Origin of the sequence: Pseudomonas sp. HMSC057H01, assembly GCF_001836405.1 — a bacterium.
In the GTDB taxonomy this organism is placed as follows: Bacteria; Pseudomonadota; Gammaproteobacteria; order Pseudomonadales; family Pseudomonadaceae; genus Pseudomonas; species Pseudomonas aeruginosa.
On the sequence record NZ_KV828500.1, the window covers coordinates 1 to 25,957 of the forward strand.

At 69.7% G+C, this 25,957-nt stretch carries 19 protein-coding genes and 2 pseudogenes; 2 read left to right on the forward strand and 19 right to left on the reverse strand.

Translation table 11 applies throughout. The features are described 5' to 3' along the window. From HMPREF2581_RS33040 to HMPREF2581_RS20490, 18 genes and pseudogenes are all read right to left on the reverse strand, one after another. Nucleotides 1–136 (reverse strand): annotated as a pseudogene (locus HMPREF2581_RS33040) (porin); the annotation flags it as partial. A 340-nt stretch (nt 137–476) separates the two neighbouring features. Next, nucleotides 477–758, reverse strand: coding sequence for a DUF971 domain-containing protein (locus tag HMPREF2581_RS20410; protein WP_003139394.1), 282 nt, complete (start codon nt 756–758; stop codon nt 477–479). Continuing rightward, complete coding sequence (locus tag HMPREF2581_RS20415) at nt 755–1,720, reverse strand: HEAT repeat domain-containing protein (protein ID WP_003139392.1); 966 nt, start codon at nt 1,718–1,720, stop codon at nt 755–757. Before HMPREF2581_RS20415 ends, HMPREF2581_RS20410 begins: the two co-directional genes overlap by 4 nt. Next, a pseudogene (locus HMPREF2581_RS20420) lies at nt 1,717–1,908 on the reverse strand (ABC transporter ATP-binding protein); the annotation flags it as partial. The gene HMPREF2581_RS20415 and the pseudogene HMPREF2581_RS20420, both read right to left, overlap by 4 nt. 149 nt (nt 1,909–2,057) lie before the next feature. Continuing rightward, entirely contained in the window at nt 2,058–2,303 is a 246-nt protein-coding gene (locus HMPREF2581_RS20425; protein WP_003089354.1) for a 4Fe-4S dicluster domain-containing protein, read from the reverse strand. A gap of 85 nt (nt 2,304–2,388) precedes the next feature. Then, entirely contained in the window at nt 2,389–4,113 is a 1,725-nt protein-coding gene (locus HMPREF2581_RS20430) for a fumarate reductase/succinate dehydrogenase flavoprotein subunit (RefSeq protein ID WP_003139390.1), read from the reverse strand. Next, nucleotides 4,110–4,859, reverse strand: coding sequence for a GntR family transcriptional regulator (locus HMPREF2581_RS20435; protein WP_003089358.1), 750 nt, complete (start codon nt 4,857–4,859; stop codon nt 4,110–4,112). The genes HMPREF2581_RS20430 and HMPREF2581_RS20435 overlap by 4 nt, the downstream gene beginning before the upstream one ends. A gap of 176 nt (nt 4,860–5,035) precedes the next feature. After that, the gene (locus HMPREF2581_RS20440) at nt 5,036–6,487 is read right to left on the reverse strand and encodes a carbohydrate-binding protein (protein ID WP_003139388.1); all 1,452 of its coding nucleotides are present in this window, start codon (nt 6,485–6,487) and stop codon (nt 5,036–5,038) included. 218 nt (nt 6,488–6,705) lie between these two features. Then, complete coding sequence (locus HMPREF2581_RS20445) at nt 6,706–7,248, reverse strand: YbaK/EbsC family protein (RefSeq protein WP_003089366.1); 543 nt, start codon at nt 7,246–7,248, stop codon at nt 6,706–6,708. Nucleotides 7,249–7,315: 67 nt separating this feature from the next. Beyond that, entirely contained in the window at nt 7,316–13,693 is a 6,378-nt protein-coding gene (locus tag HMPREF2581_RS20450) for a non-ribosomal peptide synthetase (protein WP_003139386.1), read from the reverse strand. Nucleotides 13,694–13,712: 19 nt separating this feature from the next. Beyond that, on the reverse strand, nt 13,713–14,732 hold the full coding sequence (locus HMPREF2581_RS20455) for a TauD/TfdA family dioxygenase (protein WP_003139385.1): 1,020 nt from the start codon (nt 14,730–14,732) through the stop codon (nt 13,713–13,715). Continuing rightward, complete coding sequence (locus HMPREF2581_RS20460; protein ID WP_003139384.1) at nt 14,729–15,817, reverse strand: TauD/TfdA family dioxygenase; 1,089 nt, start codon at nt 15,815–15,817, stop codon at nt 14,729–14,731. The genes HMPREF2581_RS20455 and HMPREF2581_RS20460 overlap by 4 nt, the downstream gene beginning before the upstream one ends. 28 nt (nt 15,818–15,845) lie before the next feature. After that, nucleotides 15,846–19,595 (reverse strand): non-ribosomal peptide synthetase, encoded by a 3,750-nt coding sequence (locus tag HMPREF2581_RS20465; RefSeq protein WP_011666649.1) that lies wholly within the window; start codon nt 19,593–19,595, stop codon nt 15,846–15,848. A gap of 95 nt (nt 19,596–19,690) precedes the next feature. Beyond that, nucleotides 19,691–20,308, reverse strand: coding sequence for a LysE family translocator (locus tag HMPREF2581_RS20470; protein ID WP_003089383.1), 618 nt, complete (start codon nt 20,306–20,308; stop codon nt 19,691–19,693). A 109-nt stretch (nt 20,309–20,417) separates the two neighbouring features. After that, nucleotides 20,418–21,284 (reverse strand): ABC transporter permease, encoded by an 867-nt coding sequence (locus HMPREF2581_RS20475; RefSeq protein WP_003089385.1) that lies wholly within the window; start codon nt 21,282–21,284, stop codon nt 20,418–20,420. Nucleotides 21,285–21,300: 16 nt separating this feature from the next. Beyond that, nucleotides 21,301–22,149, reverse strand: coding sequence for an ABC transporter ATP-binding protein (locus HMPREF2581_RS20480; protein WP_003131719.1), 849 nt, complete (start codon nt 22,147–22,149; stop codon nt 21,301–21,303). 7 nt (nt 22,150–22,156) lie between these two features. After that, nucleotides 22,157–23,179, reverse strand: coding sequence for an ABC transporter substrate-binding protein (locus tag HMPREF2581_RS20485; protein ID WP_003089389.1), 1,023 nt, complete (start codon nt 23,177–23,179; stop codon nt 22,157–22,159). A gap of 40 nt (nt 23,180–23,219) precedes the next feature. After that, entirely contained in the window at nt 23,220–24,107 is an 888-nt protein-coding gene (locus HMPREF2581_RS20490) for a TauD/TfdA dioxygenase family protein (protein WP_003139374.1), read from the reverse strand. Between the two features lie 289 nt (nt 24,108–24,396). On the opposite strand from HMPREF2581_RS20490, the gene HMPREF2581_RS20495 reads away from it, so the two are divergent. Both HMPREF2581_RS20495 and HMPREF2581_RS20500 read left to right on the forward strand, forming a co-directional pair. Beyond that, on the forward strand, nt 24,397–24,555 hold the full coding sequence (locus tag HMPREF2581_RS20495; RefSeq protein ID WP_003089396.1) for a hypothetical protein: 159 nt from the start codon (nt 24,397–24,399) through the stop codon (nt 24,553–24,555). A gap of 54 nt (nt 24,556–24,609) precedes the next feature. After that, on the forward strand, nt 24,610–25,191 hold the full coding sequence (locus HMPREF2581_RS20500; protein WP_003122724.1) for a helix-turn-helix domain-containing protein: 582 nt from the start codon (nt 24,610–24,612) through the stop codon (nt 25,189–25,191). A 75-nt stretch (nt 25,192–25,266) separates the two neighbouring features. Here the strand turns inward: HMPREF2581_RS20500 and HMPREF2581_RS20505 are convergent, their stop codons facing one another. After that, on the reverse strand, nt 25,267–25,770 hold the full coding sequence (locus tag HMPREF2581_RS20505) for a hypothetical protein (protein ID WP_016254185.1): 504 nt from the start codon (nt 25,768–25,770) through the stop codon (nt 25,267–25,269). Between the last annotated feature and the right edge of the window lie 187 nt (nt 25,771–25,957).

A 25,957-nucleotide genomic window follows, 5' to 3' on the forward strand; every position in this document is an offset into this window, starting at 1 on the left:
CGCCCCAATCGCCGAGCATCCATTTCGAGTTCGGCGAGAACGCCTCGGCGGCGTGCGCCGCGTTGCACAGCAGGGAGGCGGACAGCAGGCTGCCCGCCACGGGGCGCAGGGCCGGACGGAGAAGATGGGATTTCACGCGAACGCTTCCTCGTTGCGAATGGTCGACTGGCCGCATGCAGCGACCGCTCTACTCCCTCGATACCCTTGCCAGGAACAAGGGTATATGAAGAGGGCTCATGATCTGAGCCAAGCAGAACAATGGTTAATTTGCGAATGATAAGGACTTTGCGGGCAAAGCTGAAACGTTTCAGGCTGGAAAACACTGTTACATAAACGACAACGAAGCCAAGCCCTGGCGCTCTCGCTCCGGACGACCGAGGCGCAGAGCGGCTACGGTGAAGATCGCGGAGCGCGGAAACAACCTGATACCCATGAGCGCGCTTCACGTTGTTTCCGATAGCGAAACAATCCTCCGCTCAGAGTTCGTCGCGCAGATAGGACCAGGGGTAGATACCGCGCTCGTGACCATCGTCGAACAGCAACTGCACGCCGTAGCCCTGCAGGCGGATATCGCGCAGGCGCACGCCCTGCTCCGCCGCGTCGATCCGTCCGCGCAGGCGCTGCGCCCGGCATTGCGCACAGGGACAGGCGGCGCGCAAGCGGGCATGGTCGATCCGGCTGACCGCACCGTCCGCCCATTCGAGCATCAGCCAGCCGTCCCTGGCGGCATTGCGCAGGCGCAGCGGCGGCTGGGTCATGCCGGCACCCGCAGTTGCCCCAGGGCGATGCGCACCGCCTTGCGCACCTCGGGATCGCCGTCGCCTTCGGCGACCCGCAAGGCCTGGGCCGAGGCCGGGTCCGCCAGTTCGCCGAGGGCCAGGGCGGCCTCCTTGCGCAGGTTGCCGATGGGATGGCCGAGCAATGCTTCCAGCGCCTCCCGCGCCGGGCGGTGGCGCAAGCGCCCGAGCGACCGCGCGGCGCGCAGGCGGACCTGCCAGTAGTCGTCCGCCAGGGCCTTCAGCAGCGGCTCGCCGGCCTCCTCCCGGCCCAGCTTGCCAAGGGTCGTCGCCGCCTCTTCGCGAACCTGCCATTGAGCGTCCGCCAGCGCCGCGCAGAGCGCCGGCAGCACCGTCACCTCGCGGCTCAGGCCGAGGGCGCCGGTGGCCGCCCGGCGTACCTCCGGGTCGACATCGGCGCTAGCCAGCCTGGCCAGTTCGGCCAGGGCCGGCTGGTGGCGGAGCCAGCCGAGCACCGCCACCGCCTCGCGGCGCACCGCCGCCTGCGGGTCACCGAGGGCGGCCAGGGCCGGTGCGGCGCTTTCCTCCAGGCGCAGTTCGCGCAACGCACGCAATACGCTGGCACGGACGAAGGCATCGGCATGCTCGAGCCACGGCAGCAGGCGCCGCCCGGCGGCCGGTTCCTTGAGTTCGCCAAGGCTCTGCGCGGCGGCCTCGGCCACCGCCGGCAGCGGATCGGCCAGGGCCGCGCAAAGCGCATCGACCACTGCGTCTTCCTCCCAGGCCTCCAGCAGGCGCGCGGCCTCGCCGCGCACGCCGGGGTCGGGATCGCCGCGCAGGGCCGCAACCAGCAACGGCAGCGCCTCCGGCAGCTCCAGGTCGGCCAGTTCGATCAGCGCCAGGCGACGCACGCCGGGATCGGCGTCCTCCAGGCGCGGCGACAGTTCGAGGATTTCGGGCAGGGTGGCGTTTTCACAGGTCATATGGCGATCCGCAGTCGGTCCGAGGTAATGCCCGGCGGCAGGCCGAGCGGGGTCAGGCGCGGCCACTGGCGGCCGTCGTCGTGGTCGAGCAGTTCCAGGCAGTGGCGCTTCAGGCGCACGAAGTCGGCACTGGTCACCAGCCGGGCGTCGCGAGGGCGCGGGAAATCCAGCGCCAGGCTGGCCAGGATTGCACGCAGTCGCATGGGGTTTCCCCTCGAATCAGGGTCATGGGAATCGTCTCCGCCACCCGGACGGTGGTGGGAAACGAGGGGTGTTTCAGGGTGGCGTCCGGGAGTGGCCGGATGGCAGGTTGTGCCTCGCTTGCCGGAAGCGGGCGTCAGCGCAGCAGGTAGGGAATCTCCACCTTCACCGCGCCGGTCGGGCAGTCCTTTTCGCAAGGCATGCAGTACCAGCACTCGTCGTAGGCCATGTAGGCCTTGCGGGTCGTCGGATCGATGGCCAGCAGGTCCATCGGGCAGACCTCGACGCAGACGGTGCAGCCCTTGTCGGCGATGCAACGGTCTTCGTCGATGGTCACCGGGGCGCTGCTGCGGAAGAAGATGTCCTGGGGTCGGTAGGCCATGGCACGCGGTCCTCGTGGTTCGATCTGGCCCGCTTTCGTGGCGGCGGGCTCGGTGTCTAGCGGTACTACGCCGGGGCGCGGGGCCCTAGGCGGCGTCGTTCCTCAGCCGCAGGCGCTGGTAGGCCTGCTGTTCGCCCTCGTCGATGGCGAACAGGTAGGGTTCGACCGGTTTCCTGAAGCTGGCCATGCGCCCCTGTTCGTCCTTCTTCAGGTGCGCGTGGCAGAACCAGGCCTCGTCGTCGCGCCGCGGATAGTCCACCCGATGGTGGTACAGGCCCCAGCGGCTCTCGGTGCGGAACAGCGAGGCGCGCGCGGCCATCTCCGCGCAGTCGCGGATCGCGCTGACCTCCAGGGCGCGCATCAGCTCGTGGGGGTTGTCCGCCTTGATCCGCTCCAGGTCCTCGGCGATGGCCTGGATGCGTTGCAGGCCCAATTCCATCTTGCGGGTCACCTTGGGCGGTTGCAGGTAGTCGTTGACCAGCCGGCGCAGCTTGTACTCCACCTGCGCCGCCGGCAGGCCGTGCTCGCGCAGCAGCGGCGCCTCGATCCGCGCACGCTCGCGCTCGACCTGGGCGCGGTCGACCGCGCTGAAGGCGCGCCCGGCGACGTATTCGGCGGCGTTGCGCCCGGCGAACCAGCCATAGGTGAAGGCGCCGAGCATGTAGTTGTGCGGCACCGCGGCCATGTCGCCGGCGGCGTAGAGGCCCTTCACGCTGGTCTCGGCCTTCTCGTTGACCCACACGCCGGAGGCCGAGTGGCCGGAGCAGAAGCCGATCTCGGAAATGTGCATCTCGACCATCTGCTGGCGGTAGTCGGTGCCGCGCCCGGCGTGGAACTGCCCGCGACTGGGGCGTTCGTTGCCATGGAGGATGTCCTCGATGGTCTGGATGGTTTCCTCCGCCAGGTGGTCGAGCTTGAGGAACACCGGGCCGTTGCCGCCTTCGAGTTCCTGGTGGAACTCCCACATCATCTGCCCGCTCCAGTAGTCGCATTCGATGAAGCGTTCACCCCTGGCGTTGGCGGTATAGCCGCCCAGCGGGCCGGTGACGTAGGCACAGGCCGGGCCGTTGTAGTCCTTGATCAGCGGGTTGATCTGGAAGCATTCCAGGTTGGCCAGCTCGGCGCCGGCATGATAGGCCATGGCGTAGCCGTCGCCGGCGTTGGTCGGGTTCTCGTAGGTACCCATCAGGTAGCCCGAGGACGGCAGGCCCAGGCGGCCCGCCGCGCCGCAGCAAAGGATCACCGCCTTGGCGCGGATCACATGGAAGTCGCCGCTGCGGCAGTCGAAACCGAGTACGCCGTTCACCGCGCCCTCGGCATCGGTGAGCAGGCGGGTGCAGACCAGGCGGTTGGCGATGGGGATCCGCGCACGCTTGAGCTGGCGGTAGAGCACCTTCTTGATGTCGTGCCCTTCCGGCATCGGCAGCACGTAGGCGCCCATGTGGTGGACCTTCTTCACCGCATAGTCGCCGGTCTCGTCCTTTTCGAACCTGACGCCCCAGCGATCCAGTTGCCGCAGGGTCTCGAAGCTGTGGCTGGCATAGGCGTAGACCGCCGCCTGGTTGACGATGCCGTCGTTGGCCACGGTGATTTCCCGGGTGTACTGCTCGGCCGTGGCGTGGCCGGGGACGATGGCGTTGTTCAGCCCGTCCATGCCCATGCTGATGGCGCCGCTGCGCTTGACGTTGGCCTTGTCCACCAGCAGCACGCGCAGTTCGCGGTCGTGTTCCTTGGCCTTGATCGCCGCCATCGGCCCGGCGGTGCCGCCGCCAATCACCACGATGTCGTATTCCTGCTCCAGGGTGTTCATGCCCGCTCTCCCTTCTGCCGATCGATGCGCAGGCGATACTGGAAAGCGTCGCCGCGGTAGTAGAGGTATTCGAAGTCCAGCGGCGCGCCGTCGGCGGCATGGGTCAGGCGCTCGATGCGCATGATCGGCGCGCCCTCCTCGACCGCCAGGGCGCGGGTCAGGTCGGCATCGGCGAGCACCGCGTCGATGGCCAGGTCGGCATGGCCGAGGGGAATGCCGCAATCGTTCTCGAGGATCAGGAAGATGTCGCGGGTCACCAGGTCGGCCTTCTCCAGGCGCTCGCCGAGCGCCTGCGGCAGGTAGGTGACTTCCAGCGAAACCGGCTCGCGGTTGACCAGGCGCACCCGCTTGATCTCGCACACAGGGCTGCCCTCTTCCACCCGCAGGCGCTCGGCCACCTGCGCGCCGGCCGGCACGTAGCGCAGGCCGTGCAGGCGGTTGATGACCTCGTAGCCCATCTGCGTCATGGACTCGCCCAGGCCTTGCAGGGTGCTGACGTTCTGGAACGCCTTCGGCCGAGCGACGAAGGTGCCCTTGCCGTGGATCTTGAAGATCAGCCCTTCCTTCTGCAGGTCGCCGAGCGCCTGGCGCACGGTGATGCGGCTGACGTCGAAGGCCTTGCCCAGCTCGTTCTCCGAAGGCATGCGGCTGAGCGGCGGGTAGACGCCGTCGAGGATGCGCCCGCGCAGCAGCTCCTTGAGCTGGCTGTACAGCGGCACGGGAGAAAGCGGGAGCAGTTTGCCCATGGTCGGATTCGCTCGTCGGAGTGGCTCGGACACTTGTTATAACAAGTTATGCTGTGATGGTAAACGCCATGAACGATCAAGCGGAAATACCGAAAACGCATATGGATAGGCCACCGCCCCGTGCGTGGTTCTCGCCGGCCAAAGGGCCGGCCCGCGGCGCGGACCGGCCCGCCCCCTCAGCGCAGCGGCCGCCAGAGGGTGAAGGCTACCGGCGGCGTCCAGCCGCTGTTGGAGGTGTGCGCCTGCAGGCAGAGATAGCGCAGCCCCTCATAGGTCACCCCATCGTCGACCCGGTAGGCCTGGTTCTCCCGCCACTGCGGGAATTGCGGATCCACCGCCCCGCCGCTGGTGCTGACCTCCAGGCCTTCGCTGGGCAGCGACTGGTTGCCCTGGGTATCGGTGGCGGTGACGAAATAGCTGTAGCGGGTGTCCGCCGTCAGGCCGCTGTCGGTGGAACCCAGCGCGGCGCTCTGGCCAACCATGGCGCCGTCGCGATAGAGGCTGTAGTAATCGATCGGACGCTGCCCGCTGGAGGCGTTCCAGGCCAGCACCAGGCTGGTCTCGCCGCGCTCCAGCAGACGCAGGCCCTGCGGCGGCGCCGGGCGCTGGTCGCCGCCCTCGTCGTCATGGATCAGGCTGGCGTAGCGCTTGCGGAACTCCCAGTTGTAGCGCTCGCCGCGCTTGTTCAGGCCATCGTCCCAGTTCACCGACCAGGTCATCAGGCCCTTGATCGCATGACCGGCGGCCTCCAGGCGGCGAAACGCATTGCTCACCGCGGCGGGATCGATCACGTAGCCGGTGGCCGCCGCATCGACGTTGCTCGGCAGGCCGATGGCCAGGCGCTGCGCCGGGATCCGCACGAAGTCGCGGCTGCCGGTGGCCAGGCTCTCGGTGAGGTAGTAGAGGAAGTCTTCTTTCATCGCGTCGTTGTTCTGCGCGATCCAGGCGCCCTTGCCGCCGTTCGCCTCCTGGACCCACAGGCCGTCGCCGCCCTGGTTGTAGTACTGCGGCGCGATGAAGTCGTAGACGCCTTCCAGGGCCTGCAGATAAGGCACGTACTTGCCGTTCTTGTGCAGATAGGGGAACTCCGGGGCCATGCTGACGATGAAGTGCTTGCCCTGCCCGGCGTAGTGCTCGCGCACCAGCTTGAGGGCCGCCGGCAGCACCCGCTGGTTGTCGGCCAGGTCGATGGCGCTCTGCTCGAGGTCGATGTCCAGGCCGTCGAAACCGTAGGTTTCCACCAGGCGGACGATCTCGGCGGCCAGCGCCTGCTCCTGCCCGGCGTGCAGCTCGATGTGCGCGTCGGCGCCCCCCAGCGAGATCAGCACCGCGCGGCCCTGGGCGTTGAGCACGCCGACCTGCCGGCGAAACTCCGCGTCGGACAGGTTGTATGGCTGGAAGGTCGGGATGCCGCGCCCTTTCATGAAGGCCACGGCGACCACGTTGTACTCGCTCGGCACGTCTTCCAGCGCAATGTTGGCGAACGAGCCCTGCTGGTAGCCGTCGGCGGCGCCGGCCGGCCAGTTGTGCCAGAAGCCCATGAGAATCTTCTTGCCGGCGATGCTCGGCATGGCCGCCGCGGCATCTTCGCGGGCCTGGTGCAACTGGGAAAAGTCGATCCTGATCATTTACCGCTCCTCGGATGAAGGTAGGAAACGCATCCGGAGGGGCTGTCCGACGAACCGCGCCGTGGCCGCCGCGAACGCCTCGAGACACAGGCGCGAACGTCTACCGCAGGGCATTCCGGCGTTTGTCGCGATCAGGGCGGGGGCATGGTTGCAGAGACGGCGGAAGGCTTCACCTACCACAATTGGCAGAGTCGCGGCGGCGATGCTCCGCGCCGGGTTCAACCGGCTTCGCTGAGTTCGGCGACCACCACTCCGGGAAGGTCTTTCAGCAGTGCCGGGGACAGCAGCAGCTTGGTCTCGCGGACCCCGGCGCCCATCACCACCAACGGCCGTTCGAAGACCGCCGCGTCGACCAGCAGCGGCATGCCTTCGGGCAAGCCGAACGCGGTGATGCCGCCGAACTGCATGCCGGTCAGCTCGGTGGCGACCTCGCGGGCGGCGAAGGACAGCCGGCGGGCCCCGAGCAGCGCCTTGACCGCGCCGTTCACGTCGAGCCGCCGCGAGCCCAGGTTGACCACCGCGGCATAGCCTTCGGCGCCGTCGCGCTTGTAACGCAGGACCAGGGTATTGGCGCAGTCCTCCAGGCCAAAGCCGTAGCGTGCGCTGAACGCCGCGGTGTCGGAATGCTCGTCGGCGACGCGGAACACCACCAGCTCGGCGGAAGGCAGGCCGCGCGCGACCTGCTCCGGCAGGTGGCGGTGGTAGTCGGCCGGGGCGACGGCGTCGAGCCGGTGGCGTTGGGTGTATTCGCGCAGAACCATGGGCAACCTCGAATGAAGACGGACGGCACCGGCCCCTGCCGCCAGGCGGGCGGCAGGGGCCCGCGGTTCAGGTTGCCAGGTTCGCCGGCACGCCGCCAGGCACATCGGGCGCCAGGCGCTGCCGCAGGATCGCGCAGACCTCCTCCGCCGCCGTCACCACCAGGCCGTGGCCGCCGGCCAGAGTCTCCAGCTCGTAGCGGCTGGCGTGCCGCCGCCAGCCGTCGATGGCCGCCCTGGAGACGCCCGGGTCCTGTTCGCCAAGGATCGCGGTGATCGGTATCGCCAACGGCTCGCGCGGCCGGTAGCGATAGTCGGCGGCCAGGCGCGAATCGGCGCGCAGGGTGGCCAGGCTGATCTCGCGCAGCTCCGGGTCGTCGAGCACTTCCAGCGGCAGCACGTCGTACTCGCGCAGGGTTCGCAGCAACTCGGCGTCGCCCATCGCATGGAAGCGCGGGTATTCCAGGTCCGGCCCCGGAGCGCGGCTGCTGATCACGAACAACTGCCTGGCGCGCAGGCCGTGCAGGCTTTCCAGGCGTGCCGCCAGTTCGTAGGCGAGCATGCCACCGAGGCTGGCGCCGACCAGGGCGAACGGACGGTCGAGCAATGGCAGGAGCGCGTCGTCGATGGCACAGAGCATGGCCTCTACATCGGTGACGAACGGCTCGTCCTGGCGTTCCTGGCGCCCCGGATACTGGATCGCCAGCAGCTCCACGTCCGCCGGCAGGCGCGCGTCCCAACCGCGGAAAGTGCCGGCGTTGCCGCCCGCGGGCGGCAGCGCGATCAGGCGCAGGCGCGGCTGCGCGCTCCCGCTGCGCTGCAACCACAGGGCCCGGGCGCGCTCGGTGGCGGGCGGCAACGGCGGCGCGTCGGCGACATGGCAGCGGCGCACCACTTCGCGGGCATCCGGATCGCCCTGCAACAGCCCCAGGCTCAGTTGCCTGCCGGTCAGCCGGCGCAATTCGGCGATCGCCTGCACGCCCAGCAGCGAATGCCCGCCGGCGCTGGCGAAGCCCTGGTCGGCCGCCAGCGGCCGGCCGAGCACCCGGGACAACACCTTGAGCACCCGCCGCAGCTCCACGCTGTCCTCGGCCTGGACCGCCGCGGGCGGCTGCGCCGGGTCCTCGAGCAGCGCCAGCAACGCCTCGCGGTAGGCGTCGGCCAATGCCTCGGCGCGCTCGGCGGGGAAACGTCCGGCGGCGTACTGGAAGCCCACCTCGAGGCGTTCGCCGGCCACCTCGAAGTCCACCGCCAGCGGCACGTCGACGTCCACCACCACCTGGTCGAGGATGCTGCCGTGCCTTACTCCCGCCGCCGGCGCGGCGTCGTCCTGGTGGAAATCGACGAAGTTGAACAGGCTGTCCAGGCGCAACTCGCGGTTGCGCCTGCGAATCGCCGCCAGCGGATGGCGCCGATGCTCCAGGCTCGCGCGCTCGTAGTCGAATGCGCGACGGGCGCTGTCGAGCAGATCGACGGAAGCCGACAGCCGGCACGGCAGGGTATTCAGGAACAGGCCGAGCAGGCGGTCCGCTCCCGGCTCCTCGGGGCGCCCGTGGCTGACGAAGCCGCTGACCACTTCGTCGGCATCGCTGAAGCGGCACAACGCCCGGCCATGCGCCGCCAGCAGCAACGAACGCAAGGGCAAGCCGCTGCGTTCGGCCAGGGCGCGCAAGCGCGGCAGGCTGTCGGCCGGCACGTCCACGCGGACCGCCGCCATCCGCCGGGGCCCCTCCTCCGCCAGGCCGGGCAACGGCCGGTAACGGGCGCCGGCCAGGTAGTCGAGCCAGAACAGCGCCGAGCCGGCGTTGGCCTCGGCCTCGCGCTCCAGCGCCACGTAGTCGCGGAAACCTACCGCGGGCGCTTCCGCTTCCCGCGCGACGACACCGGCGAGGAGGTCGGCGTAGACCGCCAGCAGCTCGTCCACCAGGCTTTGCAGGCTCCAGCCGTCCAGCACGCTATGGTGTTCGGCGACGCCCAGGGCGAAGCGCCACTCGTCCAGCGCCAGCGCGGCGAGGCGCACCAGCGGTGGGCGGCTCCAGTCGAACGGGGTGGCCTGCTCTTCCTCGATCCAGGCACGCAGGCGCAGGCGCCGGGCTTCCTCATCGAGGCCGCGCAGGTCGTGCACCGGCACTTCGGCGGCGACCGCCGTGGCCGGGTGGACCCATTGCAAGGGCGCCTGGCCGCCGTGCAGGTCGAAGCCGGTACGCAGGATCGCGTGGCGGCCGATCAGGATCGCCCAGGCGCGCGCCAGCAACTCGCTGTCCAGGCGTCCATGCACCTCGTGCAGGACGACGTTGTGCAACAGCCGTGGATCGCCGCTGGCCTCGCTTTGCAGGAGCATGCCCTGTTGCAGGCTGGTCATCGGATAGGCGTCGTCGAGCCCCTCCGGCAGGCGCTTGCGTTCCGCCGCCGACAACAGGGCGAACGGCTCCAGCGTCTGCGGCGCCGAGGTCCCGACCGCATCCGCCGGGCTCGCCGGAGCGGCCAGCAGGCGCGCCAGTTCGCGGATGCTCTGGTGGTTGAACACGTCGCGCAGGGTAAAGGCAAGCCCGGCCTGGCGCGCCATGACCTGCATCTGGATCAGGCGGATGGAGTCGCCGCCGACCTGGAAGAAGTTGTCGCTGACGCCAATCGCCGGGCGTTTCAGCACGCTCTTCCAGATATCCAGGAGGGCCGCCTCGGTGGCATTGGCCGGCGCTTCCAGGGGCTGCGCGGCCGCCTCGGCGGCCAGCGCCGCCAACAGCGCGCGACGGTCGAGCTTGCCTTCGGCGGTCAGCGGCAGGCGTTCGACCCGGGCGATCCGGCTCGGCAGCATGTAGGCCGGCAGGCGCGCCTCGAGGAAGCCACGCAGGGCCTGCTCGCTCAGCTCGCCGCCAAGGGCCGCGGCGGGGCGCGGCGCGAGCGCGCGCCAGTCGATGCGCTCGGCCAGCGACTCGGCATAGCCCGGGCGCACCGCGTAGCAGTTGTAACGGTCGGTACCCTCCAGCAGCGCGTCCTGACGGATGCTCACCTCGAAGCCATGGCGGCGCAGCAGGTCGCTCAAGGCATCGGCGCGGCCGGCGGTGGCACCGTCGCGCTTGTCATGGACCTCCAGGACGATCTGCCGGACCTTGGCCAGCGCCGCATCGTCGAGACCGAGCAGCACATCCATTTCCGCGCGCTGCACGTCGATCTTCAGCAGGTCGATACGCTCCAGGCCCAGTTCGCCGATCACCTGGTCGAGGCGGCGCAGGCGGCAGCGGTGGGCTTCGGCGCGCAGGCGGTCGTCGAGGATTTCGTCGATGTTGTCCAGCAGCAGGTTGGCCCCGCCCTCCTCGCCCTGGTTGCTCAGGTAGCGTCGGATGACGTCGCGTTCGCCGCTGGCGTCGGCGTACTCGGCGATCCCGGAGAAGGTCGAGTAGCCCGGATAGTAGGTGAAGGTTTCCTCGCGCTCGGCGTCGGACAGGCCGATGCCGAATACCTCGACCTGCGGTGCGTAGCGTCCGAGGTTGGCCTCCAGGCGCCGGCGGATCGGTGCCAGCGGCTCGAAGGCGACCACTCGCGCGCGCGGCGCGCGGCTGGCGATGTACAACGAGAACAGGCCGATGTTGGCACCGACGTCGAGGACCACCGCGTCCGGCGGCAGGACGATGCCGTCGCGGCTGTAGACCTCGTCGACGAAGATTTCCTGGTAGACGTACTCGGTTTCGTTGAGGTTCAGTCCGGCGACCCGGTGCCCGCTGGGCAGGTCGACTTCCAGCCAGGACTCGTCCGCGGTCTCCCCGGCGGCGGTGACGAAGGCGACGATCCGGCGATCCGTGCCCGGCTCGGCCGCATCGGCCTCGTCGGTGAGTACCGCCGCCTCGCCCACTGCCGGGTGTTCCAGCAACGCGCTGCGGATCTCGCCCAGTTCGATGCGGTAGCCGTTGATCTTCACCTGTTCGTCGATCCGCCCGAGGAACTCCAGGCAACCGTCGGCGCGCCAGCGCACCAGGTCGCCGCTGCGGTACAGGCGGCCGCTGCCCGGCCAGCCCTCCTCGAGGAAGCGCCCGGCCGCCTCGCCGGCGTCGCCGGCATAGCCGCGCGCCACCCCGGCGCCGCCGATCCACAGTTCGCCGCTGGCGCCACGGGTCTTGCGACGACCGAGGCCATCGACCACATGCAGATCGACGTTGGCCAGGGCGCGGCCGATGGTCGGCCGCGCATGCTCGGCGACCCGCGCCAGGCTGGCGTTCACCGTGGCTTCGGTAGGACCGTAGAGATTGAACACCTGGCAGCGGCGCCAGCCGGCGGCGACCTCCCAGGACGCTTCGTCGAAGCGCTCGCCCCCTACCAGGATGCACCCGGGCAGCGCCGGATGGGCATCGTCGAGGCCGGCCTGGAGCAGCAGGCGGAACAGCGACGGGGTGCAGTCGAGCACGTCGATGCGCCGTTCTTCGAGGAACCCCAGCATCCGCTGCGGATCGCTGCGCACCTCCTGCGGCACCGGGACCAGGCAATGGCCGGAGAGCAACTGGAGAATCTGCTTGATCGAGGAATCGAAGGAGAACGGCGCGTTGACCGTCACCCGCAGGCCCTCGCCCACCACGTTCGCGTATACCGTGCGCGCCAGGGCCTGGGACAGGTTGAGCGCGCTGGCGTGCTCGACCACCACGCCTTTGGGCTGGCCGCTGGTGCCCGAGGTGAAGATCATGTAGGCCGCATCGCGCCCGCCCGGCGCCGGCAGGCTCATGCCGCTGCCGGCAAGCGGCAGCGTCGACAGGTCCAGGCAGGCCCCGGCGAAGGCCTCGCGGGCGCGCCCGGCGCACTCGGCATCGGCAAGGGCGAAGACGATCCCGCCCGCTTCGCGCATCCGCTCCACCCGCGCCGCCGGAAACTCCGGATTGACCGGGGTGTACACCGCCGCCGCGCGCATCACCCCGAGCAGGGCGACGATCGCCTCGCGGTTGCGCCCGGTCATCACCGCCACCGCCTGGCCGGGCCGCACGCCGGCAGCCAGCAGCGCTTCGGCGACCGCTTCGCTGCGCGCGCGCAGCGTGGCGAAATCCAGGCTGCCGTGGGCATCCAGCAACGCCGGCGCCTGCGGCTGCAGGGCGGCGCGCAGATCGAACGCGGCCACCAGGGATTCCACCGGCGCGGGCTCCACGCGCTCGCCCTGCCAGGCCTGGTAGCGCTCGCGCTCGGCCGCGCCGATCAACGGCAGCCCGGCCAGTGGCAGTTGCCTGTCGGCGGCGATGCTTTCCAGGCATTCGACCCAGGCGTCGAGCAAGCGCCCGGCCAGCGTTCCGTCATGGTCGCGGCGGACCCGCAGGCTGGCCAGCCGGCCTTCGCCGTGGGGCAGCACCTGCAACTCGAGGAACCCGCCCAGCGGCGGCTGCCGGCAATCCAGCTCGGCCACCCCGGCGCCATCCAGTTCGCCCGCCAGCCAGGCGAAGCCCAACTCGGCGAGCGGCCAGTCGGGGGCAAAGGGATCGCGCAGGGCCGCTGCCTCCTCCTGGGCGAGGATCGCCGCCTGGAGGGCGTCGAGCCGCTCGCCGACGCTGCCCGCGCGGACATTCTCCAGGCACAGCGGCGCGACCCCGGCGAACGGTCCGGCCAGCTCGGCGAACTCGTTGAACAGGCGCCCCGAGACCAGTCGCGCCATTTCCAGCGGGAGTCCCTCGTCGCCCTGGAACTGCCCGGCGACCTGGGTCCAGGCCAGCAGGGCGGCCGCCTCCGGCAAGCCGTTGGCGGCCAGGCGTTCGAGCAGCGCGCGCGGCAGCAGGCGCCGCGCCGTCCACTCGCCTTCGCCCAGGTCGTCCGCCAGCGCCAGCGGACTCTCCGCCGCAACGGCCGCCTGCTCGCGCCAGTAGCCGCTGGCGCTTTCGCCGTCTTCGCCGGCCAGCGCCTCGTTGGCCCATTCGGAGAAATGCTGGAACAGCAGCGCCTCGGCCCCCTCGTCCGCGCTCGCCGGGCCGGCCTGCCCCAGGCCGCGGCGCAGCAGCGCCGCCAGGCTGGCCGCATCGACGACGAACGCCGGCGCCGCCAGCAACAGCCCCTGGAGCGTCTCTCCGGCGGCGTCCAGCAGCAGGCCGAGCGCCAGCACCGGCTGGCCTTCCCCGCCCAGGGGCGCAGCGGCGAGACGTGCGCTTTCGCGCGCGAAGCGCCCGGCCCAGTCGCCGTCTCCCGGCAGGCGCTCGACCAGCAGATCGGCCGCGCGTCCATCCAGTACCTGCACCGGCAGGCTCATGCCCGGCATCGTCCGGTAAGCCACGCGCAGTTGCGCCTCGCCGTCCAGCGCCCGGCGCAGCCGCTCCAGCGTCGCCGCGGGATCGGCCGGGGCGTGCAGGCGCACGCCGACAACGGTATTTTCCGGCCGCTCGGCATGACGGCGCCAGGCGCGGGTCTGCAAGGGGGACAGCGGGAATCCTTCGAGCGCTTCGCTCGCGGCCGGTTGCACAGCGGATTGCAGGTCTTCTGACGCACTCATGGCTATCCCTCGCACGGGTTCAGGGTTGGTGGACATGCAGGTCGGTCATCGCCACCAGCACCTTGCGCTCGCCGGTGTACGGCTCGCGGCCGTGGACGCTGATGAAGTTGTCGAGCATCAGGACATCGCCGCGCTCCCAGGCGAAGGCGCGGGTTTCCTCGCGGTAGGCGGCGCGGATGGTGTCCAGCACCTCCGCCTCGATCGGGCTGCCGTCGCCGTAGTAGGCGTTGCGCGGCAGGCCCTGTTCGCCGACCTCGTCGAGCAAGGCCCGGGCCAGGGCCGGCGGCATGTTGGAGACATGGAACATGTGCGCGTGGTTGAACCACAGCGGCTCGCCGCTGAGCGGGTGGCGCACCATCGCCTGGCGCACCTGGCGGGTATTCAGGCGCTGGTCGTCGAGCCAGGTCCATTGGGTACCGGTCTGCCGGCAGTAGGCCTCGACCTCGGCGCGGCTGTCGGTCTGGAAGCCTTCCTGCCAGGTCAGGTCGATCTCCGGCCCGTAGTTGCGCACGTAGCACACCCCATGGCGGAGGAAGCGCTGCCTGATCGCCTCGGGTATCCGGGCGCTGACCCGGCGCTCGTCGGCCAGGGGCGTGCGGCCCTGGGTGGCGGGCGGCGTCTGGCAGTAGAAGTGGATGTAGCTCGGCCAGTTGTGCGAGTAGGACATTTCGTGGTGCGGCGGAATCCAGCCATCCGGCGAGAACTCGGTGGAAGTGAACACCCGGTGCGCCACTTCCTGGCGCGCCGCCGCGCGCTCCAGGTAGTCGAGCATGTTCGGCGAAAAGCCTTGCACGGCCTGGGAGAAGCCCTCCGCGCCGTCCACCGCGAAGCCACGGAACAGGATGCCGCCATGCCGCAGCAGGCTGTCGCGTAGCCCTGCGCCGGCGGCGGCGATCCATTGCCGCAGGTCCATGCCCGGCTGGCGCGCGCGGACGATGCGCAGGTAGTCGTTGGCCGGGTCGAGCAGGCTCTCCTCCACCAGGTCGCCGGCCGAGAGCTGCCGGGGGCGCAGGCGCGGCGCGCTGAACGAGGCGCTCATGCAGCACCTCCGAGCGCCAGGCGCGAAGGTGTCGGCGGGACGTCGGCGGAGGCCAGGCTGGAATACGGCGTGGACATGATGGTGAGGATCCGGCGCGGCCCGCGGAACGGCTCGCGGCCGTGCTGGGCGAGCATGTTGTCGAGGATCAGCACGTCGCCCACGCGCCAGTCGAAGCGCCGCGTCTCGCGGTCTATGGCGCTGCGGATGGTCGCCAGGGTCTGCGCCTCGATCGGGCTGCCATCGCCGTAGTAGGTCTGGTACGGCAGGTCTTCCTCGGCGACGCTGCGCAACAGCGCATCGCGCAGGCCCGGCTCGAGACTGCTGGCATGGAAGAACATGCCGTGGTTGAACCACAGGCGCTCGCCGGTATGCGGGTGGCGCTGGAACGCCGCGCGCCTCTGCCAGGTGCGCAGGTGCTCGTCGCCGATCCAGGCATGGGCGATCCGGTGCTCAGCGCAGAACGCCTCGACCTCGGCGCGGCTGTCGGTCTGGAACGCTTCGCGCCAGGACAGGCCGAGGCCGGCGCGGTAGTTGCGCACGTAGAGGATGCCCAGGCGCTCGAAGCGCTCCAGCAATTCGTCCGGCAGGTGGCGGAGCACCAACCGGTTGGCCGCCACCGGGGTGGCGCCGCCTTCGAGCGGCGCCACCTGGCAATGGAACATGATGTACAGCGGCCAGTCGGCGGTATAGGACTGCTCGTTATGCAGGAAGATCGGCTGGTCCAGCGGATGCTCGGTGGAGGTGTAGACCTCGCCGCTGACCTGGCTGCGCGGCGAGGAACGCTCCTTGTAGTCGAGCAGTTGCGGAGCGAAGGCGGCGGCGGCGGCGCGGAAGCGCTCTGCCGAGTCGACCTCGAAGCCTCTCAGCAACAGGCCGCCAGCCAGATTCAGGTCGTCGTGCAGGGACTGGCCCTGCTCGCGGATCCAGTCGGCCAGGGACAGGCCGGGAGCCTGCGCCTCGATCAGCAGCGGCAGGCCGTCGCGCTCCGCCGCCGGGCGCCGCACCAGCGCCTCGCTGCTGCGCGGGGTGAGATTGCGCGGCCGGGCGAAGCCGCGACCGGTGAGACTGGGAGCTGTTCGTTCCATCGCTGTTCTCCGTGGGGGACTCGAGTCGTCAGGAAGCGTTGCAGCCCTCCGGCGACATGCGTTTCGAGGTAGGTTCGCCGGCGTTCGCCAGCAGGCGCCGCTCCCAGGCCTGGTGCAGGCGCTCGATGCGGTCCAGGTCGAAGATCGCGCTGGCCCCGGTCCAGACCGCCAGCCAGCCCTGCGGCTGGTCTTCCAGCCAGAGCGTCAGGTCCAGGCGCGCACCGGGCACCGGGATGAAGTCGGCTTCGACGCGCACCCCGGCATCCACCGCTGGGGCCGCCCGACCGTTGTGCGCGCCGCAAGCGATGCGGATCGGCAGGCCGCTGGCGCCGCGCTGGCGCAGGGCCTGGGTCACGCATTCGAGGGGCACGTCCTGGTGTTCGAGCAGTTCCAGCAGGTCATGGCCGACCTGGCGCAGGCGCCACTCCGCGGACTGCCCCGGACGCAGGCCGACCGCCAGCGGCAGGAGGTTGACGAAGCAGCCGACCAGCCCCTGCATTTCCAGGCGCGAACGCCCGGCCAGGGCCACGCCGACGAGCAGGTCGTCGACGCCCAGTTCGGCGCCGAGCACTTCGGCGAAGGCTTGCAGCGCAGCGCTGAACGGGCTTACCGAGGCGCGTTCGGCCAGCGTCCGGCAGGCGGCATGGGCGGCGGCGGAAACCGGCAGGGCAAGGCGCTGGCCGGCGCGCCCGCCGCGCTCCTCCCGGCGCGCCGCCGCGGCGCCGGGAGCCTTCGCCAGCGGCAACAGACGCTCCGCCCAGCGCTCGGCGACGCGCTCCAGGCGGCCCGAGGCCAACGCCGCGCGCTCGCGGGCGGCGACCTGTTCCGGCGTGCTGGCGAGCGCGGCCAGGCGGCCGCCATCGAGCAGCGCCTTCAGCTCCGCAGCGAAGACCGCCAGCGACACATCGTCGAAGGCGTAGTGATGGACGCTGAGCAGGAGGTCGGCGCGCGCGCTGTCGCGGGTGACGACCAGCAGCAGGCGCACCGGCGCCTCGTGGGCGAGGTCGAAGACTCGCGCGCCCTCGCGGCGCACGCCATCCTCCAGCAGCCGCTCGGCGTGGGCGGCGTCGCTCGCCAGCAGGCGTTGCAGGGGCACCGCATGCGCCGCCAGCGCATGCGGCTGCGGCCCGTCGACGCCCGTTTCGACACGCCGGCGCAGCGCCACATGCCGTTCCAGCAACTGGCGCAAGGCCTGTTCGATGGCGTCGGCCGTGGCGCCGACTATGCGCAGGTGGGCCAGCAGGTTGTAGGAGGTGTCCTCCGGCGCCAGTTGCTGGGCCACCCACAGGCGCCGTTCGGCGAGGCTCAGCCCGGCGGCGCCGGCGCTCGGCTCCGGCTCGTCGCCCTCGGGCGCGGCCTGGCGCAGCAGTTCCAGCAGGGCCTCGGGGGTCGCCGGGCCACCGGCGAACGCCTGCAACGGTACGCGGCGGGACAGTCGCTGGCGCAGCGTCGCGAGCAGGTGCACCGCCCGCAGGGAATCGCCGCCGGCGGCGTAGAAACCCTGCCCGGCGCGCGGCGGCGCGCCAAGCTGCGCCTGCCAGGCCTGGTGCAGCGCCTGTTCCAGCGGATCGCCGGGCAGCGCCTGCGGCTCGGCATCGGTCGCCTGGGGACGCGGTAGGGCCTTGCGGTCGATCTTGCCGTTGAGCGTCTTGGGCAGCTCCGCCAGGACCACGAACGCCGACGGCAACATGTAGTGCGGCAGGCTTTGCCCAAGGTGCTCGTTCAGCGCCTGGAGCGGCGGGGCGAACGGCGCAGCCAGGTAGCCTACCAACCGACGCAGGCCGGCGCTGTCCTCGGTGAGCATGGCGCAGGCTTCGCTCACCCCGGGAAAACTCGCCAGGCACGAGGCGATCTCGCCCAGCTCGATGCGGAAGCCGTTGAACTTGACCTGGTCGTCGAGTCGGCCGAGGTGTTCCAGCACACCATCCTCGCGCATGCGTACGCGGTCGCCGGTGCGATAGCGGCGCTCGCCGCTGCCCGGATCGACGCGGAAACGCTCGGCGGTCTGCTCCGGCTTGCCGAAATAGCCACGCGCCAGGCCGATGCCGCCGAGGTACAGCTCCCCGGCCACGCCCAGCGGCAGCGGCGCCTCGAAGCCGTCGAGCACCTCCACCGTGGTGCCGGGCAGCGGTCGGCCGATGGGCGGCTCGTCGAGCGCTTCGGCGTGCAGGTCCAGTTCGTGCACCGTCGAATAGGTGGTGTCCTCGGTCGGCCCGTAGAGATTGACCAGGCGCCGTACCTGGGGTTGGCCACGAATCTGTCGCACCAGGTGGCCGCGCAGCGGTTCGCCGGCCAGGTTCAGCGTGCGCACCCCGCCCGGCAGGTCGCCGAGGGCGAGCAGCGCGGCGCACACCGAGGGCACGGTATTGAGCAGGCTGATCTCGTCGCGGCGCGGGTAGTCCGGCAGGCTGAACAGGTTCTCCACCAGGTGCAGCGTGCCGCCTTCGGCCAGGGTGCCGAACAGCTCGTAGACCGACAGGTCGAAGCACACCGAGGTCGCCGCCAGCACCCCGCTCCACTCTTCGGCGGCGTAGTGCTGGCCGGCCCAGCGCAGGAAGGCATGGGCGCTGCCGTGCTCGATGGCGACGCCCTTGGGGCGTCCGGTGGATCCGGAGGTATAGATGATGTAGGCGAGGTGCTCGGCACCGACCTCGCTCGCGGGCGACGCCAGCTCGTTCGCCTGGTCGCCGCCCTCCTCCAGCGCCAGGCATGGCCGGCCCAGCGCGGCGACCCGCTCGCGGGTGCTGGCGTCGACCAGCACCAGCAGGCAGTCGGCGTCGTCGAGCATGTAGGCCACCCGTTCCTCCGGGTAGGCCGGGTCCAGCGGGACGTAGCAACCGCCGGCGCGGAGCACGCCGAGCAGACCGACCAGCAGGCCGCTGTCGCGCCGCAGGCAGACCCCGACCCGCTGCTCCGGAGCCACCCCGGCGGCGCGCAGGCGCGCGGCGAGCGCGGCGCTTTCGCGCTCCAGCTCGGCATAGCTGAGGCTGCGGTCGGCGGCGTGCACGGCGATGCGCTGCGGCGTGCGCCGCGCCTGGGCCTCGAACAGATGGTGGAGTACGCCGCGCGGCGGCGCGGCCTGCGGCTCGCTGCGCAGGGCCTGCAAACGGCGCTCTTCGTCGGCGTCCAGCCAGGGCAGCCGGCCGACGCAGGCCTGGGCGTCGACCAGGCCGCGCGCCAGGCGCGCGAGATGGCCGGCGATGCGCCGCAATCCGTCGTACTGGGGATCGCGCAGAGCCAGGCCGACGCTGCCGTCCGCCGCCAGCACCAGGGCCAGCCAGCCGGGGCTGCTCGCCGTCGGCCGCGCCGCCAGCACCTGGACCGCGCAGCGCCCGGCCAGGGCGGCGCGCTCCTGGCCCTCGGCGGAGAGCTGCCGCCGGGCGTCATCGAGTTCTTCCGCCAGCCGCGCGCTACGTTCGGCGGACGACTCCAGCGCCCGGTAGGCGGAACGCAGCAGCGCGGGCGCCTGCCGCCCGCGCACCGTGATCGGTTCGGGAAAACCCAGGGTGATCTCTTCGTTGCCGTAGCGTCCCAGCAGTACCAGGAACGCCGCCAGCCAGTGCGCCGCCGGGAACGCTTGCGCGGCCGCCTCCGGCTCGAACCATTGCCAGGCGCAATGCGGGTCGCGCAGGGCGATTCGTCCCGGCAACTCCAGCCCCAGCGGGGCGCCTTGCAGGTAGCGTCGCTCCTGCGCAACCTCCGGGCGCGCTGCGCGTCCCGCGGTCAGCGCCTTGCCCGACGAAAAGCTGCGTAACGGTAAGCCATGTCGCTCCTGCATCGCTCTCCCCCTTCCGAGGCTGGGCACCGAGCGAAAAACTCTTCACGAAATGGCGACGAGTTACGAGCTAATACAACTGATAGGGTGGTGACAGGTCAGGCCGAATGATTTTCCGCCAGGATCGGGTACAGCGACGCGACCAACAGCAGCGCCATCCCTACGTTGAACACCCGCAGCCAGCGCGGATCGCGCAGCACGTTGCGCAGCATGCTGCCGAAACCGGCCCAGATTCCGATGGTCGGCGCGTTGATCAGGGCGAAGACCGTCGAGATCACCACCACGTTGGTGAAGTAGCCCTGCAACGGGGTGTAGGTGCTGATGGCGCCGACCGCCATCACCCAGGCCTTCGGGTTGACCCACTGGAACGCCGCCGCGCCCCAGTAGCTCAACGGCTTGCCACGTCCCTCCGGGTCGTTGCCGGCCGGGCCGGAGGTGGCGATCTTCCAGGCCAGGTACAGCAGGTAGGCCGCGCCGACGTAGCGCAGGATGGTGTACAGCACCGGGTAGGCCTCGAACACCGTGCCCAGGCCGAAGCCCACCGCCATCACCATGATGAAGAAGCCGCAACTGATCCCGAGGATGTGCGGGATGGAGCGGACGAAACCGAAGTTGACCCCCGAGGCCAGCAGCATGGTGTTGTTCGGACCGGGCGTGACGGAGGTGACGAAGGCGAACAGGGAGAACGCCAGCAGCAGATCCACGGAGAGCGACATTCGTTCCATCCTTTGAAGTGGGTGCGGGCAAGACGTTACTCCGCTTTGCCGCCGCGCCAGCGCAACAGTTGCCGAGAAAGTTGCCGTAACACTCCACCCGTCCGCCGCCCTAGCGTTGCACTCCCCAGCGCTTCACCGTGAGGCGCTCGATGCTGCCGAACACCAGGTTCTCCACCAGCAGGCCGATCAGCACCACCACCGCCAGGCCGGCGAATACCTTGTCGGTGTACAGCTCGTTGCGGTTCTGGAAAATGTACCAGCCGAGCCCGCCCTTGCCGCTGCTCGCGCCGAACACCAGTTCCGCGGCGATCAGCGTGCGCCAGGCGAAGGCCCAGCCGATCTTCAGCCCGGCGAGAATCGACGGCAGCGCCGCCGGCACCAGGATCAGCAGGACGAAGCGCAGGCCGCGCAGGCCGTAGTTGCGCCCGGCCATGCGCAGGGTCTCCGAGACACCGAGGAAACCGGCATAGGTGTTCAGCGCCAGCGCCCAGAGCACCGAATGCACCAGCACGAAGATCAGGCTGTTCTGGCCCAGGCCGAACCAGAGCAGCGCCAGCGGCAGCAGCGCGATCGCCGGCAGCGGGTTGAACATCGCCGTGAGGGTCCCGAGCAGGTCGCGGCCCAACTGCGTGGAGACCGCCAGGCTGGTCAGAACGAAGGCCAGGACGATCCCCAGCAGGTAGCCCTTGAACAGCACCAGCAGGGAGATCCCCGCCTTGGCCGGCAGTTCGCCGCTGGCCAGGCCCTCGCCGAGGGCCCTGGCCGTCTGCAGGAAGCCTGGCAGCAGCAGGTCGTTGCCCTGGACCCGCGCCGCCAGCTCCCAGGCCAGCGCCAGCAGCGCCAGGATCAGCCCCTTGCGCAGCCAGCCCTGTTGCCAGAGACGCTGGCCCAGGGGCAGGCGCCGCTCCAGGGGGACCTCCAGCAGGGGTTCGAGCTGGATTTCGTATTCTTCGCGGACGCGCGTGACTCGACTCATCGATCGGCTCCTTTGCTCAGTGGGCCAGACGGATGTCGGCGAAGTCGAGGGTCGCGGCCGCCGTCGGTTCGCCGCCCTCGTCGAACAGCAAGCGGTGGATGCGTCGCGCCGCGGCTTGCAGCGCTTCGCCACCCAGGCTGTGCAGCCCGAACGGGTGGCCGTGCACTTCGGCCCGGACCCGCCCCGGGTGCGGCGAGAGCAGCAGGATGCGGTTGCCCACCACCAACGCCTCCTCGATGGAATGGGTGACGAACAGCAGGGTGAAACGCACCTCTTCCCACAGGCGCAGCAGCTCTTCCTGCATCTTTCGCCGGGTCAGCGCGTCCAGCGCGGCGAACGGCTCGTCCATCAGCAGGATCTTCGGCTGCATCGCCAGCGCCCGGGCGATCGCCACCCGCGCCTTCATGCCCCCGGACAGCGTGTGCGGGTAGGCCTCGGCGAAGCCCGCCAGGCCGACCTTCTCGAGGCATTCGTCGGCGCGTCGCTCGGCCTCGTCGCGCGCCACCTGGCCGGACACCCGCAAGGGAAACAGCACGTTCTGCCGTACGGTCTTCCATGGCGGCAACTGGTCGAACTCCTGGAACACCACGATACGGTCGGGGCCGGGCGCCCTGACCGCCTGTCCCTGAAGGCGGATCTCGCCCTCGCTGGGCGTGATGAAGCCAGCCACCGCCTTGAGCAGGGTCGACTTGCCGCAGCCGGACGGGCCGAGCAGGACGAAGCGATCGGCCGGGTCGACTTCGAAGCTGACCCGCTGGGTGGCCCGCACCACGCGCGAGCGGGTGCGGTATTCGAGGCTGACTCCGTCCACCGCCAGCAGGGCGTCGGCGGGGAGCGTGGAAGGTTGGCGGGAGGCGGCGTTCATCGGCGTCTCAACTCCCCTGCAACGGCGCGCCGTCCTGGAAGAAATAGTCCTGCCAGGAAGCCGGCTTGTTGCGGATCGCACCGACCCGGTAGAGGAACTCCGCCAGCGGATAGGTGTTCTTCGGCGTGACGCTGAACTCCACCTGCGGATTGGCGATGATCTTCAGCAGCGCGGCGCGGTCGATCTTCGCCCCGGTCACCCGGATATAGGTATCGGCGGCCGCCGCCTTGTCGTTCTGGGCGAAGGCCGCCGCTTCCTTCAGCGCCTCGACGAAGGCCCGGTAGGTCTTCGGGTTGTCCTGGCGGAACTTCTCCGTGGCGAACAGCACGGTCGGCGAATTCGGCCCCAACAGCTCGTAGCTGTCGAGCACCACGTGGACCTTCGGGTTGGCCAGCGCCTGGTCCTGGAACGGCGGGTTGGAGAAATGCCCGGTCAGCTCGGTGCCGCCGGCCACCAGCGCGGCGGTGGCGTCCGGGTGCGGCAGCGCCACGGTGTACTTGTCGAGGCGGTCGAACTGCTTGTCGCCCCACTGCTTCGCCGCGGCGTACTGGAGGAAGCGCGACTGCACCGAAACCCCCACCGCCGGCACGGCGATGCGATCCCCGGCGCCGAAGTCGGCGATGCTCCTGACCCGCGGGTCGTTGCTCAGCAGGTAGTAGGGGAAGTTGCCCAGCGAGGCCACCGCCTTGACGTTCTGGCGCCCGCGGGTACGGTCCCAGATGGTCAGCAGCGGACCGACGCCGGCACCGGCGATATCGATCGCCCCGGACAGCAGCGCATCGTTGACCGCCGCGCCGCCGGACAGTTGGGTCCAGTCGACCTTGATTTGCAGGCCCTCGGCCTGGCCGTGCTTTTCGATCAGGCGCTGGTCGCGGACCACGTTGAGCAGCAGGTAGACGATGCCGAACTGCTCGGCGATGCGGATCTCGCCCTCGGCCTGCGCCGGCCGGCTGGCCAGCAGCGTGGTGGCGAGGCTCAGGCCCAGGCCGAGCGCGGCGACCAGGCGGGTGAAACGGGGAATGCGGTTCATGGAAACGCTCCTGGCGAAAAGGGGGAAGCGCGCGCCGTCGTCAGAACGGCGCGTCGCCCTGGATGGTGGTGCGGTAGAGCTTGCGCCGCAGGTGGGCCGGGCAACCGCCAGCGAGATGGATCAGCGAGCGGTTGTCCCAGAACACCAGGTCATGCGCCTGCCAGCGATGCCGGTAGATGTGCTCGGGGCGCACGCTGTGCGCATACAGCTCGGCGAGCAGTTGGGCGCTCTCGTCGGCCGGCAGGCCGAGGATGCGGGTGGTGAAACCTTCGCTGACGAACAGCGCCTTGCGCCCGCTTTCCGGGTGGGTGCGCACGATCGGATGGACCACTTCGCGCACCTCGGCGAGCTGGGCGGCGCTCAGGGTCGGCCGCCAGTTGCCCTCGAAGCGCGGTTCGCTGTAGCGGGCGGTATAGGAATGCGCCGCCGTGCGTCCCTCGATCGCCTTGCGCAGGGCCTCCGGCAGGCTGTCCCAGGCCTTGTGCATGTCGGCGAACAGAGTATCGCCGCCCTCCTCCGGCAGCTCCTGGGCATGCAGCATCGAGCCGAGGCTCGGCAGCTCCTTATAGGAAAGGTCGGAGTGCCAGAACTTGCCGGCATCGCCGAGACCGACGGGCTGGCCGTTCTCGACGATGTTGGAAACGATGAGGATCTCCGGATGCCCTGGGAGCAGGAACTGCTTCAGCACATGGATCTGCAACTCACCGAAGCGCCGGCTGAAGGCGATCTGCTGCGCCGGGGTGATGCGCTGCTCGCGGAACACCAGCACATGGTGGTCCAGGTGCGCCCGGTGGATACGGCGGAAGTCCTCGGCGGCCAGGGGCAACCCGAGGTCGAGGCCGAGCACCTCGGCGCCGAACGCGGCATCGAGGGCACGGATCTGCAAGGGAACGTCGGCGCGCGCTGGCGCCGGAAGGGAAACGGACATCGCTGACTCCCACGCAAGCCCGGACACGCCGGGCACGAAATACCGCGCAAGGCGGCATGGATTCGGTGCGGCGCGCCGATTGGTCGGCAGGTACGCGAGAGTCTTTAATTTATTGGAATAAGAAAATTAATTTAAATACCTTTAAAGAATATAAATATGCTGCTCGGTACGGTTCGGCGTTCCTGGTAAGCACAAAAGTGAATTAATAAATAAAAACTTAGTATTTATGGCTCTAAGCGGCGAAGGGATAGTCTGGCTGCTATCGAACCCGCCGCCCGAGGAATGCCTCATGGACCGCACCGACAACGTCATCGATTTCGCCCGCTACCGCTCGCGCCGCCAGGCACGCCGCCTGGGCGAAATGATGTGGGCGGTGTACGCCTGGCGGGCCGGCTACGCCGTGCCGCAACCGCCAGCCAGGCACGACGAGCGCAGCCGCCGGGCCTGACCGATGAACCTGCCCGCCAGCGATGGCGTCGCCCACCTGGAACTGGCCGCCGGCGTGCATACCGAACCCGATGATCTGATTGGCCAGCGCGTCGCCCACAACCTGCTGCGCCTGCGCGGCAAGCGCAATCTCTCGCTGGACGCCCTGGCGCGGATTTCCGGTGTCAGCCGGGCGATGCTGGCGCAGATCGAGTCCGGGCGCAGCGTGCCGTCGATCAAGGTGCTGTGCAAGATCGCCCAGGGCCTCAAGGTGTCGGTGGCAGCCTTCCTCGACGATCGCGCCTTCGCCGGCGTCGCCGTGCTGCCGGCGCAACAGAGCAAGCGCCTGGTCAGCGCCGACGGCGCCTTCACCAGCCGCGCGCTGTTCCCCTTCGATGTGGCGCGTCAGGTGGAGTTCTACGAACTGCGCCTGCGCGGCCTCGGCCAGGAAGACGCCGAGGCCCATGCCCCCGGCACCCAGGAGAACCTGGTGGTGGCGCAAGGGGTACTGGAAGTGCGGGTCAACGAAGAGCGTTTCCTGCTCGCCACCGGCGACTCGATCCTGTTCTACGCCGACCAGCCGCACAGCTACCGCAACCCCGCCGATAGCGAAGCGCTGGCGTACCTGGTGATGACCTACCCGGAGCGCCTGGACTGACCCCGGCCTTGCTGCCATGGACGAAGAAAGGCCCGCCCGGTCATCCCGGGCGGGCCTTTTCCATCCGGCGACGGATCAGCAGGTGCAGCACATCATCGGCATGCCGTTGCAACTCATCATCATCGGCATGCCGCACTCCATCATCTTCGCCATCAGCATGCAGCAGTTCTTGAACATCTCCATGTCCATGCCCTGCATCGGCATCATCCTGCAGTGCATGGCGTCGCCCTGCATGGAGCACTCCATCATGCACTTCATCGGAGCCATGCCCATCATCGGCATGCCCATCCCCATGCCCATCGTCGGCATCATCGCCATGCAGGCCTGGGACATGCCCATCATCGCCAGGTTGCCGCACTGCATCATCATGGGCATGCCGCAGTTCATCATCATCGCCATCATCTCGGCGCTGTTGCGGAACTGGCCCATGTCCATGCCCATCGCCGGCATCATCTTGCACAGCATGCCGTCGTCCATCGTTTCGCACTGCATGCTCGCCATCATCATCGGCATGCCCATCATGGGCATCATCGGCATGGCGGCATTCATGTTCATCGGCATCTGCATGGCATTCATCATGGCGGTAACTCCTGTAGGCGAAGCGGGGGTAAGTGCGACTGGGGCCGATTCTAGGCAGCGCCGGCGCACCGGCAAGATGCCGGTGCAACAGCCGCGCCGGGCGCTGCATGGCGGCTACCGGCGAGGCAGCGAAGGCGTTCGGCGCAATGACAGCGGATTCCGCTGCATGACGGAGGAGCGCATCGTC

Bases quoted from the DNA above. Each gene is read 5' to 3' on its own strand.
- HMPREF2581_RS20465 (WP_011666649.1), bottom strand. From the start codon at position 19,595: ATGCAGGAGCGACATGGCTTACCGTTACGCAGCTTTTCGTCGGGCAAG.
- HMPREF2581_RS20425 (WP_003089354.1), bottom strand. From the start codon at position 2,303: ATGGCCTACCGACCCCAGGACATCTTCTTCCGCAGCAGCGCCCCGGTG.
- HMPREF2581_RS20495 (WP_003089396.1), top strand. From the start codon at position 24,397: ATGGACCGCACCGACAACGTCATCGATTTCGCCCGCTACCGCTCGCGC.
- HMPREF2581_RS20435 (WP_003089358.1), bottom strand. From the start codon at position 4,859: ATGGGCAAACTGCTCCCGCTTTCTCCCGTGCCGCTGTACAGCCAGCTC.
- HMPREF2581_RS20455 (WP_003139385.1), bottom strand. From the start codon at position 14,732: ATGAGCGCCTCGTTCAGCGCGCCGCGCCTGCGCCCCCGGCAGCTCTCG.
- HMPREF2581_RS20415 (WP_003139392.1), bottom strand. From the start codon at position 1,720: ATGACCTGTGAAAACGCCACCCTGCCCGAAATCCTCGAACTGTCGCCG.
- HMPREF2581_RS20485 (WP_003089389.1), bottom strand. From the start codon at position 23,179: ATGAACCGCATTCCCCGTTTCACCCGCCTGGTCGCCGCGCTCGGCCTG.
- HMPREF2581_RS20470 (WP_003089383.1), bottom strand. From the start codon at position 20,308: ATGTCGCTCTCCGTGGATCTGCTGCTGGCGTTCTCCCTGTTCGCCTTC.
- HMPREF2581_RS20410 (WP_003139394.1), bottom strand. From the start codon at position 758: ATGACCCAGCCGCCGCTGCGCCTGCGCAATGCCGCCAGGGACGGCTGG.
- HMPREF2581_RS20475 (WP_003089385.1), bottom strand. From the start codon at position 21,284: ATGAGTCGAGTCACGCGCGTCCGCGAAGAATACGAAATCCAGCTCGAA.
- HMPREF2581_RS20445 (WP_003089366.1), bottom strand. From the start codon at position 7,248: ATGGTTCTGCGCGAATACACCCAACGCCACCGGCTCGACGCCGTCGCC.
- HMPREF2581_RS20505 (WP_016254185.1), bottom strand. From the start codon at position 25,770: ATGATGAATGCCATGCAGATGCCGATGAACATGAATGCCGCCATGCCG.
- HMPREF2581_RS20450 (WP_003139386.1), bottom strand. From the start codon at position 13,693: ATGAGTGCGTCAGAAGACCTGCAATCCGCTGTGCAACCGGCCGCGAGC.
- HMPREF2581_RS20430 (WP_003139390.1), bottom strand. From the start codon at position 4,113: ATGAACACCCTGGAGCAGGAATACGACATCGTGGTGATTGGCGGCGGC.
- HMPREF2581_RS20480 (WP_003131719.1), bottom strand. From the start codon at position 22,149: ATGAACGCCGCCTCCCGCCAACCTTCCACGCTCCCCGCCGACGCCCTG.
- HMPREF2581_RS20490 (WP_003139374.1), bottom strand. From the start codon at position 24,107: ATGTCCGTTTCCCTTCCGGCGCCAGCGCGCGCCGACGTTCCCTTGCAG.
- HMPREF2581_RS20440 (WP_003139388.1), bottom strand. From the start codon at position 6,487: ATGATCAGGATCGACTTTTCCCAGTTGCACCAGGCCCGCGAAGATGCC.
- HMPREF2581_RS20460 (WP_003139384.1), bottom strand. From the start codon at position 15,817: ATGGAACGAACAGCTCCCAGTCTCACCGGTCGCGGCTTCGCCCGGCCG.